The following is a 14,462-nucleotide window of genomic DNA, read 5'->3' on the forward strand; positions in this document are numbered from 1 at the left end:
ATGGCCGTCCGATGCTCCCGGGTCCCTTGAGGTCCCTGGGCCGCAATCGGCCGCACACCGCGCCGTGCGCAAGCTCGCCATGCCGCACGGCCGGTCGCTGATCTGTGTTAACCTCATTGCTTGTAACACTTTCAAGAAGGAAGATAATCCATGACGAAGACCCTATTTCGAACGACCATCGCCATCCTCGCCGCCTCGGTAGCTACGACAGCCATGGCTCAGGTCTCGCCGGAGGATCAGATCAAGTTCCGCCAAGCCGGCTACAGTTTCATGAGCTGGAACATGGGTAAGATCAAGGCCAACCTCGATCGGGATTACAACCATGACCAGGTCGTCGGCGCCGCCAACGCGATCGCGGCGATCGCGAACTCCGGGATGGGTGCCCTTTACGGTCCCGGTACCGAGCGTGATGTCGGCAACGTCAGGACTTTCGTCAAGCCCGAGTTCTTCCAGAACATGGAGGACGTCGGGACCCTGGCTCGCAACTTCAACGCGGCCGCCAACAACCTGGCCGCGGTTGCCGCGAACGGCGACCAGCGTGCCGTCAGCCAGGCGTTCGGCGATGTCGGCGCGGCCTGCAAGGCGTGCCACGACAAGTATCGCGCCGACTGACCGACTGGAATCATTCGCTACACAGCCCACGGGCCGCCCTTGGGGCGGCCTCGGTCTAGTTTCCGAACCAGCCGGCCTACCAGGGCGCGATGACAGGGGCCGGCGGCGGCGCCAACACCGTCATCGGCCCACCAGCGGCCATCCAGGCGACGACCACCCCGAAGAAGGCCGCGATCAGGAAAGCCCATTTTCCACCGCCGGTGGCTGATTTCGCTTGCGGGTCCGCGACGACCTTATACCCGGTTACCATGGGCCGTACTAAATCGTCGCGGCGAACGATCGCATAATACAAGACCGCCAACACATGCAACCCGGCCAGGCCGACGATCCACCAGAGCCCGTCGCGGTGCAGGCTGGTGAGCACCGCGCTGGTTTCGCGCGAGACCAATGCGTTGAAAGGGCCGCGGAAGGCGATGTCGTCATAGGTGAAGAGGCCGATCACGGCCTGGAACAAGAGTACCCCGATCAGCACCAGGACCGATAAGGCCCCCAAGGGATTGTGTCCGACGCCTTGCCATTGGCCGCGGAGGTAACCGAGGATCGTCGAAGGACCGCGGACGAAGTTACGAAACCGCGCGTAGGTGGACCCGAACAGGCCCCAGGCGAGCCGGAACGCGATGAGTCCGATGATCGTCTGGCCGATCAGGCCATGCCAGCGCATCAGATTGCCGCCCTGTAAAGCGGTCAAGATCGCCGCGACCACGAGCACGAAGAGCAGCCAGTGGAAGGCGCGCGTCGGGAGATCCCACAGTAGAATTCGATTCTCTCGCATCTTGTCCCCGTACCTCTGAGGGTTGTCCTGGGTAAACTGGTCCAGTTCGGATGTTGAATACCGGGTGCGTCGCCGTTAGTTTCCCCCAAGAAGCCAGTGGGTGCAAAGCGTTCGCGGCAACGGCCCGGCCGCTTCCCGCGCCACCGCGTGACTGGATACACGCGTCCGCGACGAGGCCCAAGACGCGGGTCAGCGTAGGATTCTCGTGATGACGATCGAAGATGTCCCGGTAAACCTGATCGTCGGCTTTCTCGGCGTTGGCAAGACGACCGCGGTGCGCCACCTGCTCGGACGGCGGCCGTCTGGGGAACGCTGGGCGGTCCTGGTGAACGAGTTCGGCCAGATCGGGGTCGATGGGGCCTTGCTCGATGAAGAGGGCGTGGCGATCCGCGAGGTCGCCGGCGGGTGCCTGTGCTGCGTGGCCAGCGTCGCCTTGACCGCGGGTCTGAACCGGCTGCTGCGCGACGCGCGCCCGGATCGGCTACTGATCGAGCCGTCTGGACTCGGTCATCCGGCACGCCTGATCGAGCAACTGACTTCCGAGCCCTATCGTCGCGTCCTCGATCTGCGGGCGACCATTGGCCTTCTGGATGCCCGGCACCTGCGCGACCCGCGGTATCTGGACCATCCTTCGTTCCAGGACCAGATCCATCTCAGCGACATCCTGGTCGCGAACAAGGCTGATCACTATCATGACGTCGACCGCGAAGCCTTCTTGCGTCTCGTGCGCGGCATCAAGCCGGCAAAATCCAAGATAGCGATCGTCGAGCATGGTCGCATCGAAACCGCCTGGCTGGATTGGCCGCGGTCCGCTGCGCGGCGGGCCCTGTTTCCGGAGGCGCATCGCTTTCTCGAGGAACGATCCGGGTTGGCCGCTGCTGGTCAGGATCCGCAACGGGCGCCTGATCCCTTGCCTGTTGCCCTACCAGTGAAGCCCGGAAGCGACGGAGCCGGCTGGTGGTTCGTCGAGGGTGCCGGAGAGGGTTACGCCAGCGGCGGTTGGTTGCTCGATGGTCGCATGTGCCTCGATGCGAATGGCTTTCGTGATCTGCTCGCCGCGCTCGTGGCCGAGCGGGTCAAGGGCGTCGTTCACACGACCGAGGGTTGGCTGTTGGTCGATCGGGCCGAGGGTGAGGGTCGCGACGAAGCGACCAGGCCGCGTCACGAAAGCCGTTTGGAGATCGTTCATCGAACCCGTCTCGACTGGCCCGATCTCGATGCGCGACTGCGCGGACTGGTCGGTGGTGATGGGCTCGACCTTGTCTAACGCCTGCACAGGAGACTGTCGCAACGCGCGTCGCGTCTTGGCAGGGCCTCGGGCGACGCCGGTCTGTTTGCCACAAGGATTCGGTTTTCAGCGATAATCGGCCGCTTTGTCTTGCGAAGGAGGCCTTGTGGTGTCATCGACCGAATGCTTGACGGCTGCGATGCTCGAGGTGGGCATGAGGCACGTCGTTGATCTGTCCTTCAGCCATGAACAGGTGGTGCAATATTGCGCCCTGACCGGTGACGGCAATGCCATTCATCGCGACTTGGCCGCGGCCCGCGTCCGTTTCCCCGGCATTCCCGACATCGTCGTCCCCGGTGGCCTGATACAGACCACTGTGTCTGGCCTCTTCGGTACCCGCTTTCCCGGTGATGGTTCCCTCGGCCTGACCTTTACGCCCGAGCGATTGCGTCAACCCGTATGTCCCGGCGACCGGATCCAGGTCACGCTGGAGATCACCCGGATCCGGGCCGGAATCGTCGAGGTCGATGTCGCCGTCGACAGCACGGATGGTACGCGCATCACCAGCGCGAAGGCCAAGATCCTCCCGCCGGACGAGGCCTATCGACGTTGGTGGGAAGGGCAGGCGTCGCGCGAGCAGCCGTGAACCCGTCCCGACTGTCGCTCCCTTTCCGTCGATAGCGCTTCAGGATTTCCTGGCCGGGTGTGGGACTTGGGCGAGGTTCGCCGGCCTTGCTCGGTGCGCGTGTATAATGCGCGGTTGTGGACACCCTGATCGAAGCCCGCGACCTGATACGGCTCTACCCCGGCGTACGCGCGGTGGATGGGGTGAGCTTTTCCGTCCGTCGCGGGCAGTGTTTCGGTCTCCTTGGGCCGAACGGCGCCGGCAAGACGACGACGCTCGAGATGCTCGAGGGCATCCAGTCGCCGACGTCCGGATCCATCCTGTATCAGGGGCGTCCACTGGATCGCGACTACCGGCAGGCGATCGGCATCCAGTTCCAGGCGACCGCGCTGCAGGATTTCCAGACGGTGCGCGAGTCGCTGGCGATGTTCGCGAGTCTGTATCGGCGCACGGCCGATCGCGACGAGCTGATCCAGATGTGCAATCTGGCGGAGTTGCTCGACCGGGACACGCGCCGGCTGTCGGGGGGGCAGCGCCAGCGGCTCTTGTTGGCGATCGCGCTGGTCAACGACCCGGCGCTGGTGTTCCTCGACGAGCCGACGACCGGGCTCGACCCGCAGTCACGGCGCAATTTCTGGGGCTTGATCGAGACGGTACGGCGTCGCGGCAAGACGATCCTGTTGACGACCCACTATATGGAAGAGGCCCAGCGGTTGTGCGACGAGATCGCGATCGTCGATCACGGCCAGATCATCGCCCAGGGCGCTCCGCTAGAGCTGGTGCGGCAGCACTTTCCGGCCGCGGTGATCCGGCTCCCGGCGGCGGCCTGGCCGACGGCGACGCCGTTGCCCGATCGGGCCGAGGCGCGTGACGGCGCCATCGAGCTCTTCGTCGACGAGGTGGCGCCACTGCTCGAACACCTCGAACGCATCGGTGCGAATCTCAACGAGCTCAAGGTACAGACCCCGAACCTCGAAGACCTCTTCCTGAAGCTCACCGGACACACACTGAGGGGCTAGGCCATGTGGCACCGGATCCTGGCCATCTTCGTCGCCCGCAATCGGGAGTTCTATCGGGACACCGCGGGGCTGGCCTGGAACATCCTGATGCCGATCCTGATGATCGTGGGTTTCGCGTTCATCTTCCGCGGCGACGCGGCGGATGTGTTCAAGATCGGCGTCATCGGCGACGCCCCGGACCGGGCGAGCGTCGCGGCATCCTTTCTCGAACTGCGCCACGTCTCGTTCGTCCCTGTCGCGGATCCGTCCGCGGGTCAACTCAAGGTCGAGCGCCATCAGCTCGACCTGCTGCTCGATCTGCGCGCGGCGCCGGTCTACTGGGTCAATGTCAATTCGGCCAAAGGGTATCTTGCCGAGCGCCTGTTGCTCGGCGCTGGGTCCTTCGATGAATTCGAGCCGGTTGGCGGGCCGCAGCGCCAGGCCGTGACCGGCGAGGCCCTGCGTTATGCCGATTGGGTACTCCCGGGCATCCTCGCGATGAACATCATGTTCAGCAGCCTCTGGGGCGTCGGCTGGGTCGTGGTGCGTTATCGCAAGAACGGCGTGCTGCGCCGACTGAAGGCGACCCCGCTCAGCCCCTTCGAGTTCTTGAGCGCCCAGGTCCTGTCGCGGCTGTTCGTGGTGCTCGCGGCGAGCCTGGTCGTCTACGTCGGGGCGCAGTGGCTGCTCGACTTCCCGATGCGTGGCTCGTATCTGGCCTTGGTGCTGATCTACACGGCCGGTGCGCTGTGCATGATCAGTCTCGGCCTGATGGTCGCCGCGCGCCTGCGTACCGAGGAACTGGCCGACGGGGTGCTGAATCTGATCACCTGGCCGATGCTCTTGCTATCGGGGGTCTGGTTCTCGATGGACGGCACTAGCCCCGCGGCCCAGGCCGTCTCGCAGGCCTTGCCCCTGACCCATCTCGTCGATGGGGCGCGCCTGATCATGATCGATGGTGCCGGGATCGCCGAGGTCTGGCCGCAGATCGCGCTGTTGACGACACTGGCGCTGGGCCTACTCGCGATCGCCGCGCGACTCTTTCGCTGGGAGTAGGTCGGCCAACCGAATCCCGCCAGCTGACTGATCGTCCCGCTCGAACCGAGACCAAGTTCGAGTCGCGACCAGCGCAGACCCGCATTTCCATGGCAGTCTGGGTGACGACACGGACCTCGGTATCGAATACAGCCGACCTGTCGACGACGGGCACGTCGACCTGGCTTGGCCCCGGCCCGTTGGCCCAACAGGCCGTGTCATACGAGGTTTGCATATGAACGATCACCATCAGCCGACCACCTCGGTTGCCGAATCGCGACCCTGGATCCAATGGAATCCGCCGGTCTTCATCACCTCGGCGGTATTGATGTCGATGCTCGTGCTCTTCGCGACGCTGGCGACCGAGGTCGCCGAACCGCTGTTCAGCGCGATCCAGGGGTGGGTGATCGAGTCGGCCGGGTGGTTCTATGTCCTTGCCGTAGCCGGCTTCGTCGTGTTCGTGGTCGTGTTGGCCGTGTCCGGCCTCGGGCGGATCAAGCTGGGCCGCGAACACACACAGCCGGATTACAGCTACGGGTCCTGGTTCGCGATGCTCTTTTCGGCCGGCATGGGCATCGGGTTGATGTTCTTCGGGGTTGCCGAGCCGGTGATGCACTTCGTCGCGCCGCCGGTCGGCGAACCGGAGGTCGCCGAGGCCGCGCGCCAGGCGATGCGCATCACCTTCTTCCACTGGGGCGTCCACGCCTGGGCCATCTATGCGGTCGTGGCCATGTCGCTGGCCTATTTCGCCTTTCGGCACGATCTCCCGCTGACCATTCGCTCGTCGCTCTATCCGCTGATCGGCGAGAGGATCTACGGCCCGGTGGGTCATGCGGTCGACACCTTCGCCGTGCTCGGGACCCTGTTCGGTGTCGCGACCTCGCTCGGCTTCGGGGTCATCCAGATCAACGCAGGGATCAACTATCTGTTCGATGTCCCGACCAACATCGGTGTCCAGGTCCTGCTGATCACCGTCATCACGGGCATCGCGACCCTGTCGGTGGCCCTGGGCCTGGATGCGGGAATCCGCCGTTTGTCAATCCTCAACATGATCCTCGCGGTCGCGCTGCTGGCCTTCGTGCTGGTCGCCGGACCGACGGTGTTCCTGTTGCAGACGCTGGTTCAGAACACCGGCATGTACCTGTCCAGTCTGTTCGAGATGACGTTCAATCTCTATGCCTACGAGCCAACCTCGTGGATCGGCGGCTGGACTCTGTTCTATTGGGGCTGGTGGATCGCCTGGGCGCCCTTTGTCGGTATGTTCATCGCCCGTGTCTCGCGCGGGCGGACGATCCGCGAGTTCGTCGTCGGCGTCCTGTTCGTGCCGGTCGGCTTCACCTTCATCTGGATGACCTTCTTTGGCGATACCGCGCTGCACATGATCATGATCCAGGGGATCGACGAACTTGCGGACGCCGTCGCGGCCGATACCTCGGTGGCGCTGTTTCAGTTCTTCGAGTATCTCCCTTTGTCGGGGCTGACCGCGCTGGTGGCGACGCTGATGGTCGTGACCTTCTTCGTCACCTCGTCCGATTCGGGTTCCCTGGTCGTGGACATCCTGACCTCGGGTGGGCATGACGAGTCTCCGGTTTGGCAGCGGATCTTCTGGGCCATCGTCGAGGGCGTGGTGGCCGCCGCGCTCTTGATCGCCGGCGGTTTGGCCGCGTTGCAGACGGCGACGATCGCCAGTGCCTTGCCCTTCACGATCGTGATGATCCTGATGTGTTGGGGCCTGTTGCGCGCGCTGCGGATCGAGGGTATCAAGCAATCGAGTCTGCGCGAGGCCCGGGTCACCCCCACGGGCCCGCAGGCCCCGGTCAACTGGCGCCATCGTCTGCGCACGCTGGTGCACCAGCCGCGGCACGCGGAGACGGTGCAGTTCATTCGGGAGGTCGTGCGGCCGGCGTTGACCGAAGTCGCCGACGAGTTGCGGACGATGCATCTCGACGCCGGGGTCGGCGAGGGGGAAGACGGCCGCGTTTGGGTCGAGGTCCGTCATGGCGACGAGATCGACTTCTACTACTCGGTCCGTCCGCGGCCCTACGAGGCGCCCAGCTTCGTCCTGCGCGATACCCGCCGCCGCCGGGCCGAGGCCCTGCAATACTTCCGCGCCGAGGTGCATCTGCGCGAGGGGGGGCAGGACTACGACGTCATGGGCTGGAGTCGTCAAGACATCATCGGCGACGTGCTCGATCAGTACGAGCGGCACATGCATTTCCTGCACAGCGTGCGCTCCTGAAAACAGGGTATCGATTGCCGAGATCCAGCCATCAAGGATCCGGAACTGACATCGGAACGATTCGCCGATCAGCGCGTTTCCACTGAGAGAAATCAGGGGGGCGAGCCCGATCAATCGGACCGCTTCAGCATGGCGGGCCAGATATGGGTCGCGATGTATGCCCAATGATCGGCTGGCTGGGGCAGCAGCGCACGCGGATGCCGACATGGATCGGTGCGAGCCAAGCACCAGTGCGGTTAAGCGAAGGCCGCGCGCTCGTCGGTCAGTGTGACCTTTTGGCTCGAAACGCCTCGGGGTCATCGGTGCCAGGATCACGGATACGGGTGCCGCGAGTCACGGGCGTTCGAGTTGGCCTGCTACCGAGATGGTGCCGATGCCGCGTGGATCGGCGGCGGCCGTGAAGACTCCATCGGGCTCGATCACGACGGCCTGGCTGTTGCCCCATGGCCGGTCGGCGACCCGCAATTGGTGTCCGCGTGCGACCAGCGCCTCGCGCAGCGCCTCCGACAAGCCGTCTGGTTCATACTCCAGCCGATCCGGCAGAAACTGGTGGTGGAACCTCGGTGCGGCCACCAGGTCTGTCGCGGAGCCGCCCGCCTCGAAGGCGAGGGCGGCGAGCAGGACTGTGCTGATGATCCGGCTGCCACCGGGGGTGCCGATCACGGCGATCCGGCCATCCTGTTCGACGAAGGTCGGCGACATGCTCGAGAGCATGCGCTTTCCGGGCTCGATGCGATTGGCCGAGCTCTGGATCAGGCCGTACGCGTTCGGCTGTCCCGGCGCGACCGTGAAGTCGTCCATGTGGTTGTTCAGCAGCACACCCGTTCCCTCCGGCATGAAGCCGGCGCCGAACGGATAATTCAGCGACAGCGTCGCGGCCACCCGATGACCGTGCCGGTCGATGATCGAGAAGTGGGTCGTATCCTGGCCACCGGAAGGTCTGTCCGGGCCCGGGAAGAGCTCGCTCGGTGTCGCCCGGTCGCGGCGGATCGAGGCCGCGAGGCCGGCTGCATAATCGGCGGCGAGGAGGCGATCGATGGGGATCGCGACGAAATCGGCGTCGCCGAGGAACCGTGCGCGGTCATGATAGGCGCGGCGCATCGCTTCGACGATCAGATGCACGCGTTCCGCCTCGTCGACGTCCGATAGCTGGTAGAGCTCGAGGATCTGCAAGATTTGTGTCAGCGCGATACCGCCCGACGACGGTGGTGGTGCCGACACCAGGCGCATCCCGCGGTAGCTCGCGGTAATCGGTTCGCGCCCGACGATCTCGTAGGCGCGCAGATCCTCTCGCGTCCACAGACCGCCGGCCGCGCGCACGCCGGCGACGAGCCGCCGCGCGACCTCGCCATCGTAGAAGCCGTCGTGGCCCGACCGGGCCAATCGCTCCAGCGTGGCGGCCAGCGCCGGTTGCCGGATCCGTGTTCCGACCTCGGGCACCTCGCCATCGCGCAGCAATATGGCCGCGGCCTCGGGATTCGCGCGCAGTGCCGCCAAGCGAAAACCCGCGAGCGACCGGTAACGCTCGTCGACCGGGAATCCATCGCGTGCTAGGCGGATCGCCGGTTCGAGCGCCCGGGCCATGGTCAGCTCGCCGTAGCGGTGGGCGATGTGGTCGAGTGCGGCCGGGGTGCCCGGAATCGCGGCGGCCAGAGGGCCGGCCGAAACGCGGTCGCGGTCGACCTCGCCATCGGGTCCGATGAACATCTGCGCGGTGGCCGCGGCCGGGGCACGTTCGCGCCCGTCAATCAGGATGTCGCGCCCTTCGGATGCGTCGTGTAGGAGCCAGAAACCCCCGCCACCGAGCCCGGAGCCATAGGGCTCGACGACGGCCAAGACGGCGCTGACGGCGACTGCCGCGTCGAAGGCGTTCCCTCCATCGGCCAGGATCGCGACACCGGCGGCGGTCGCCAGCGGATGCGGCGTCGCGATCCCGTGGGGCACAGGATCGGCCCGCAGCAGTGCGGGCCCTATCAATATCCAACCGACGATGACGACCGACGTTAGCGACCGTAGCCATCGATCAGCAAGCAGCCGGGGTCGCTTAGCGCCGTCGAGGGGGGGCGCCTGATCGGGAGGACGGGTCGCCCACGCCATCCTCACAACGCGTCCCCGCCACGACAGATGGTGGAACAGCCCTGCCCCGCGCGGACACCTTGAATATTTCAAGACGCCCCTTCAATCGCCGCCGGCCAGCGCCACGTCGCCCTCGCGTTGACGACCCGAGAGCTCCTTCAGGCAGCGGGAGCAGAGACAATCGCTGTACGATTGGGCGAGCTCTCCAAGGAGATCTTGTGGCAGGGCAACGCCAACGCATTGACAGTGCGGTAGGTCATCGACCTTGCATAGGAACGACGCCCCGCAGCGGGCACAGCGCTTCGGTCCGGGAGTGATGTCATCGGGCCTTGTCCGATCGCGCATGGTGTCACCTTGTTCACTGGGGATGAGTGGAGCCTCGACTCCAGAGTAGCTGCCACTGAACCTGTAGGCCACAGGTTCCTTGTTCAAGGTTGGCCAATCGCGAAGGCTGTCGCGAGCAGAGGGGCCGAGAGTGTCCAGGTTCGTCTGGAGCGGTCCTCGAGCCATGATCCGGCGGCGCGCCCCGCGGCCGGGCCTCGTCCGAGTGGGACGAAGCTTGCGGGCCAGCGTCGTTAGCGGGCTCATCGGGCACCTTTTGCCGTTGCCGTGGTCTCCTCTTGCTGCGCCGCAGCAAGAGCGGTCGCGCATGGTTTCCAAACCAGGCCAACATGACCTGTCAACGCGATACGAAAGGAGATAGCCAGTGATCACCGAAACCTCCCGTCGAGATCCCTTTTCCCTGCGCGGCCGCACCGCGCTCGTCACCGGGTTGGCGAATGCCGACAGCATCGCCTACGGCTGCGCCAGCGCGATGCACGACGCGGGCGCCGAGCTCCTGCTGAGCTATGGGCACCCGAAGGCCGACAAGCACGTTCAGCCACTGGCGGCCGCATTGGGCGGGGCCGAGGCGCTCCTGTGCGATGTCCAGCACGAGGATCAGGTCGCAGCGCTGTTCGAGCGGGTCGCGGCGCGCTGGGGCCGGCTCGATGTCCTGGTCCATTCGATGGCGTTCGCGCCGAAGGACGACCTGCACGGGCGCGTCGTCGACAGCTCACGCGACGGCTTTGCGCTGGCCATGGACATCTCGTGCCACTCGTTCCTGCGTCTGGCGCGATATGCCGAGCCCCTGATGAAGGAGGGTGGCACCCTGATCACCCTGTCCTACTACGGGGCCGAGAAGGTCGTCGATCACTACAACCTGATGGGGCCGGTCAAGGCCGCGCTGGAGTCGGCGGTGCGTTACCTGGCGGCCGAGCTGGGTCCGCAGGGGATCCGTGTCCATGCGATCTCGCCGGGTCCGATCCCGACCCGCGCGGCATCCGGCATCGCGCATTTCGATCGCCTGCTCAAAAGCGCCGCCGAGCGCGCACCGCTGCGACGTCTCGCCGGGATCGACGACGTCGGCCACACCGCCGTCTTTCTCGCCGCCGACGCGGGTCGTGCCTTGACCGGTAGCACGCTCTACGTCGATGCCGGCCTCAACGTGAGGGCCTGAGCCATGACCCATTCCGACGCCAAGAGCTTCATCGAGAATCGTACCTTCGACGAACTGCAGATCGGCGACAGCGCGAGCCTCGAGCGACGCCTCACGATGGACGACATCAAGCTGTTCGCGGTCATGTCCGGCGACGTGAACCCGGCGCATGTCGACGAGGATTTCGCGAAGAGCAGCCGTTTCCAGGAGGTCATCGCCCACGGCATGTGGGGCGGCGCCCTGATCTCGACCGTGCTCGGCACCGAGATGCCCGGGCCCGGTACCATCTATCTCGGCCAGACTTTGCGTTTCCGCGCCCCGGTCGGTCTCGGCGATGTCCTCGAGGTCAAGGTCCAGGTTCGTGACAAGGATCCCGAGAAGAAACGGGTGACCTTCGATTGCCTCTGCACGAATCAGGATGGCCGCAAGGTCATCGAGGGCGTCGCCGAGGTCCTGGCGCCGACCGAAAAGATCCGGCGCGCACGCACGGTGCTGCCGCGCGTGCGGATGGCCGAGCGGGCGCAGCTGCATGAGCTCCTGGCGGCGGCGACCCGCCCGGCGCCTGTGCCGATGGCCATCGTGCACCCGGTCGACGGGCCGGCGCTGCTCGGCGCGATCGAGGCTGCGCAGGCGGGCTTGATCGTGCCGACGCTGGTCGGTCCCGAGGAGCGGATTCGCCAGGCAGCCGAAGAGGCCGAGCTCGACATCTCGCCGTACCGGCTCGTTTCGGTGCCGCACAGCCATGCCGCGGCCGCCGAGGCGGTCGCCCTCGCGCGCAGCGGCGCCGTCGCGGCCTTGATGAAGGGGTCGCTGCATTCGGACGAACTGCTGCGCGAGGTGGTACGGCGCGACTCGGGCCTGCGCACCGAGCGCCGCATCAGTCATGTCAGCGCCTTCGATGTGCCCACCTATCCCCGGCCGCTGTTCATCACCGATGCGGCGATCAACATCGACCCGAGCCTCGAGGAAAAGATCGACATCGTGCAGAACGCGATCGATCTGGTCCATGCGGTCGGCAACGACCGGCCGCGCGTCGCGATCCTGTCGGCGATCGAGACGGTCAACCCGAAGATCCGCTCGACGATCGAGGCCGCGGCCCTGTGCAAGATGGCTGAACGCGGCCAGATTCAAGGGGCCTGGCTCGATGGCCCGCTAGCCTTCGACAATGCCGTCTCGGAGACCGCGGCGGCGGCCAAGGGCATCGTCTCGGAGGTGGCCGGGCGCGCCGACATCCTGGTCGCCCCCGATCTGGAGGCGGCCAACATGCTGGTCAAACAGTTGACCTATCTGGCCGATGCGACCGGGGCCGGCCTCGTGGTCGGGGCGCGCGTGCCGATCGTGCTGACCAGCCGCGCCGATGACGCGATCACCCGCATGGCCTCGTGTGCGCTGGCCTTGCTGCTGGCCGACCACCAGCAGAAGGTCGGGCGGTGACTGGCGATTGGCTCGTCATCAACAGCGGCTCGTCGAGCCTGCGCTTCGCGGTCTTCGGTGAGACCGGCGGCACGGGGCTGGAAGCGCTCGCGGCGCGTTACCGGGGGCACCTCGCCGGCCTCGGTGGCGAAGCCGTCCGCTTTCGCGTCGAGGATGGCGGCGGCGTTACTCTGATCGACGAGACGCCAACGGGCAGCGTCGATCAGTCCCGTGCGCTCGACTGGCTGCTCGGCTGGCTCGAGGCGCGGGCGGATCCCATGCCGCTGCGGGGCATTGGTCATCGGATCGTTCATGGCGGACGAGATTTCGCCGCACCGGAGCGCCTCGATGATCGCGTGCTGGCCCGCCTTGCGGCTTTGACACCATTGGCGCCGCTGCACCAACCGCATGGTCTTGCCCCTGTGCGGCTGTTCACGAGGCGGTGGCCCGCCGTGCCGCAGGTCGCCTGCTTCGATACCGCCTATCATGCCAAGCAACCGGCGGTCGCCCGATCCTTCGCGCTGCCGCGCCGTCTCACTGATGCGGGCCTGATCCGCTATGGTTTTCACGGGCTGTCCTACGATTATCTCAGCCGGAGATTGGCGCAACGACTCGGCCGGTCCGCGACCGGCCGAGTCGTGATGGCCCATTTGGGCCAGGGTGCCAGCCTGTGCGCGGCGCTCGATGGCGGCAGCGTCGCCTCCAGCATGGGCTTCTCGACCCTCGATGGCCTGCCGATGGGGACCCGCTGCGGTTATCTGGATCCTGGCTTGGTGCTGCATCTGTTGACGCAAGAGGGTCTGAGCGCCGAGCGGGTCGGCGAGATCCTGTACCGCGAATCGGGTCTGCTCGGCGTGTCGGGCCTCAGCGCCGATATGCGGGTCCTGCTCGCCAGCGACGAGGCGGGCGCGCGCGAGGCCATCGAGTTGTTCGTGTACCGTGTTGTCCGCGAGATCGGCGCGTTGGCGGCTACTCTCGGAGGATTGGATCATCTCGTCTTTTCCGGCGGCATCGGCGAGCGAGCGTCTGCGGTGCGCGCGGCGATCGGCGCTGGCTGCCGTTGGCTGGGGCTCGAATTGGATGCGCAAACGAATGCGCGCCACGAGATGACGATCAGCGCCGCAGGCAGCCGGATCGGGGCCTGGGTCATCCCGACCGACGAGGAACGGATGATCGCCTTCTACACACGTGAGCTGATCGGCGCCGATGCCGAGGACTGAACGCGCGTAAGGCAACTCCCGCGAGATAAAATACCATTTGGCTTAACGTAAAAAACACCGCCGAATGCCAGGTGATTGGCCCAGGTCGAGAGGGATTTCATGCTACGGGGTGGCCCCAGCCGGGCGAGTTAGGCGCGTCAACTCGGAACCCGAAGTATCCGGTATGGCGCTCGAAGCGTGCCGTAATCCGACAACCCCGGGGCCATCCCTTTTTCCGTGGGCTTGCTAAACCCGAACGAGACGACGCCATTGGCGTGCCCCCACAACGGGTCCTGATGCGCGGTGCAGGTGCGTTGTAGATGCGGCTTCAGCCGCAGGAAGGCCACGGCCCTGGCCGTCGCAGGCTTGGGGCAGTGACGGTTGACTGAGACGGAACCTCCCGGCATCGACACGACAACCTTGCCCGGAAGGCCCCCTGAAGATCAGCCCGCGGGGTCGACGGCCCTCTCGAACCCGTCACGCCTCGCGTTGCCGTGTGTGCCCCGTGCTAACCTATGCCGTGATCTATACCGAGCCGGTCCGGACCCATGAACGCACCACGCCGCGCTAAGCTTCTCACCAATGGCACCACTCAAGCGATTCGCATCTCGCGGGACTTCGAGCTGCCCGGTCAGGAAGTGCTGATCCGCAAGGACGGCGACCGCCTCATCATCGAGCCCGTCCCGCCGTCGAAACTGCTCGCCGTGCTGGCGACCCTTGACCTCATCGATCACACCTTCCCGGACATCCAGGACCCGGCGCCGGAGCCGACCGAGCTCTAGCGGCTC

General features: G+C 65.8%; 13 protein-coding genes. 10 read left to right on the forward strand and 3 right to left on the reverse strand.

Annotated elements, in window-relative coordinates; all coding sequences use genetic code 11:
• Window positions 1-150: 150 nt before the first annotated feature.
• Window positions 151-612, forward strand: a complete 462-nt coding sequence (locus tag ABC977_RS03625) for a c-type cytochrome (protein WP_369665874.1) — start codon at window positions 151-153, stop codon at window positions 610-612.
• Between the two features lie 76 nt (window positions 613-688).
• Here ABC977_RS03625 and ABC977_RS03630 read toward each other — a convergent pair whose 3' ends face one another.
• The gene (locus ABC977_RS03630) at window positions 689-1,384 is read right to left on the reverse strand and encodes a cytochrome b/b6 domain-containing protein (RefSeq protein ID WP_369665875.1); all 696 of its coding nucleotides are present in this window, start codon (window positions 1,382-1,384) and stop codon (window positions 689-691) included.
• Window positions 1,385-1,592: 208 nt separating this feature from the next.
• Here ABC977_RS03630 and ABC977_RS03635 point away from each other — a divergent pair, with 208 nt between their 5' ends.
• The 5 genes from ABC977_RS03635 to ABC977_RS03655 all read left to right on the forward strand — a co-directional run bounded on the left by ABC977_RS03635 (window position 1,593) and on the right by ABC977_RS03655 (window position 7,509).
• A complete protein-coding gene (locus tag ABC977_RS03635) occupies window positions 1,593-2,651 on the forward strand; it encodes a CobW family GTP-binding protein (protein ID WP_369665876.1) in 1,059 nt (352 codons plus the stop codon).
• Between the two features lie 175 nt (window positions 2,652-2,826).
• Window positions 2,827-3,258, forward strand: a complete 432-nt coding sequence (locus tag ABC977_RS03640) for a MaoC family dehydratase (protein WP_369665877.1) — start codon at window positions 2,827-2,829, stop codon at window positions 3,256-3,258.
• Between the two features lie 116 nt (window positions 3,259-3,374).
• Window positions 3,375-4,256 (forward strand): ABC transporter ATP-binding protein, encoded by an 882-nt coding sequence (locus tag ABC977_RS03645; protein WP_369665878.1) that lies wholly within the window; start codon window positions 3,375-3,377, stop codon window positions 4,254-4,256.
• A gap of 3 nt (window positions 4,257-4,259) precedes the next feature.
• Entirely contained in the window at window positions 4,260-5,291 is a 1,032-nt protein-coding gene (locus ABC977_RS03650; RefSeq protein WP_369665879.1) for an ABC transporter permease, read from the forward strand.
• A 214-nt stretch (window positions 5,292-5,505) separates the two neighbouring features.
• Entirely contained in the window at window positions 5,506-7,509 is a 2,004-nt protein-coding gene (locus ABC977_RS03655; RefSeq protein ID WP_369665880.1) for a BCCT family transporter, read from the forward strand.
• 333 nt (window positions 7,510-7,842) lie between these two features.
• Here ABC977_RS03655 and ggt read toward each other — a convergent pair whose 3' ends face one another.
• The gene (ggt, locus tag ABC977_RS03660; protein WP_439849154.1) at window positions 7,843-9,489 is read right to left on the reverse strand and encodes a gamma-glutamyltransferase; all 1,647 of its coding nucleotides are present in this window, start codon (window positions 9,487-9,489) and stop codon (window positions 7,843-7,845) included.
• Window positions 9,490-9,687: 198 nt separating this feature from the next.
• On the reverse strand, window positions 9,688-10,377 hold the full coding sequence (locus ABC977_RS03665; RefSeq protein ID WP_369665882.1) for a cysteine-rich CWC family protein: 690 nt from the start codon (window positions 10,375-10,377) through the stop codon (window positions 9,688-9,690).
• Here ABC977_RS03665 and fabI point away from each other — a divergent pair.
• The 4 genes from fabI (at window position 10,292) to ABC977_RS03685 (ending at window position 14,456) form a co-directional block, all read left to right on the forward strand.
• A complete protein-coding gene (gene fabI / locus ABC977_RS03670; protein WP_369665883.1) occupies window positions 10,292-11,083 on the forward strand; it encodes an enoyl-ACP reductase FabI in 792 nt (263 codons plus the stop codon). The genes ABC977_RS03665 and fabI overlap by 86 nt on opposite strands.
• 3 nt (window positions 11,084-11,086) lie before the next feature.
• The gene (locus ABC977_RS03675; protein WP_369665884.1) at window positions 11,087-12,496 is read left to right on the forward strand and encodes a bifunctional enoyl-CoA hydratase/phosphate acetyltransferase; all 1,410 of its coding nucleotides are present in this window, start codon (window positions 11,087-11,089) and stop codon (window positions 12,494-12,496) included.
• The gene (locus tag ABC977_RS03680; RefSeq protein ID WP_369665885.1) at window positions 12,493-13,695 is read left to right on the forward strand and encodes an acetate/propionate family kinase; all 1,203 of its coding nucleotides are present in this window, start codon (window positions 12,493-12,495) and stop codon (window positions 13,693-13,695) included. Before ABC977_RS03675 ends, ABC977_RS03680 begins: the two co-directional genes overlap by 4 nt.
• Before the next feature lie 527 nt (window positions 13,696-14,222).
• Window positions 14,223-14,456 (forward strand): antitoxin, encoded by a 234-nt coding sequence (locus tag ABC977_RS03685; protein WP_369665886.1) that lies wholly within the window; start codon window positions 14,223-14,225, stop codon window positions 14,454-14,456.
• Window positions 14,457-14,462 lie beyond the last annotated feature (6 nt).

The organism is Thioalkalicoccus limnaeus (genome assembly GCF_041197575.1).
GTDB lineage: Bacteria > Pseudomonadota > Gammaproteobacteria > Chromatiales > Chromatiaceae > Thioalkalicoccus > Thioalkalicoccus limnaeus.